General features: G+C 42.7%; 2 protein-coding genes. Both read right to left on the bottom strand.

Translation table 11 applies throughout. From position 1 onward, the window contains the following. Window positions 1–89: 89 nt before the first annotated feature. Complete coding sequence (locus HMJ38_RS25875) at window positions 90–347, bottom strand: GIY-YIG nuclease family protein (RefSeq protein ID WP_194973284.1); 258 nt, start codon at window positions 345–347, stop codon at window positions 90–92. 109 nt (window positions 348–456) lie between these two features. After that, window positions 457–714: a GIY-YIG nuclease family protein gene (locus HMJ38_RS25870; protein ID WP_194973284.1), complete on the bottom strand. Its 258-nt coding sequence runs from the start codon at window positions 712–714 to the stop codon at window positions 457–459. Window positions 715–759 lie beyond the last annotated feature (45 nt).

The following is a 759-nucleotide window of genomic DNA, read 5'->3' as shown; positions in this document are numbered from 1 at the left end:
TTCCCAAGGCTTAAGCGGAATGGACAGCCTGTCCCGAGTATCGGGAGGACTCGAACCCGCGACCTTCCCGAGAATTCGGGACTGGCATTTTAACCAGCTGAACTACCAGAAATTAAACGTTGAAAAAATTCACGGCTTTTCTGCGCTTTAAGGAACCTTTCTCTTAAGAGTGCATCCTGCTTATTCTCAAACTTCTCTGAGTAGACGATTTTCCAAGGCTGTTTCCTAGATGTAAAACCTTTGTGAAGCGCATTGTGCTTTTGGAGTCTAGAGATAGGATCTTGGGTAGAGCCTATATAAAAGGTTCCGTCTATTTCAGATTGTATTATATAGACAAAATGACCCATAATTAAAAAAGCCTTAGGTCTTCCCAAGGCTTAAGCGGAATGGACAGCCTGTCCCGAGTATCGGGAGGACTCGAACCCGCGACCTTCCCGAGAATTCGGGACTGGCATTTTAACCAGCTGAACTACCAGAAATTAAACGTTGAAAAAATTCACGGCTTTTCTGCGCTTTAAGGAACCTTTCTCTTAAGAGTGCATCCTGCTTATTCTCAAACTTCTCTGAGTAGACGATTTTCCAAGGCTGTTTCCTAGATGTAAAACCTTTGTGAAGCGCATTGTGCTTTTGGAGTCTAGAGATAGGATCTTGGGTAGAGCCTATATAAAAGGTTCCGTCTATTTCAGATTGTATTATATAGACAAAATGACCCATAATTAAAAAAGCCTTAGGTTTTCCCAAGGCTTAAGCGGAATGGAC

The sequence above is a fragment of the Aquiflexum lacus genome, from assembly GCF_015476655.1.
GTDB lineage: Bacteria > Bacteroidota > Bacteroidia > Cytophagales > Cyclobacteriaceae > Aquiflexum > Aquiflexum lacus.
This window is presented reverse-complemented; position numbering and strand designations above follow the sequence as displayed.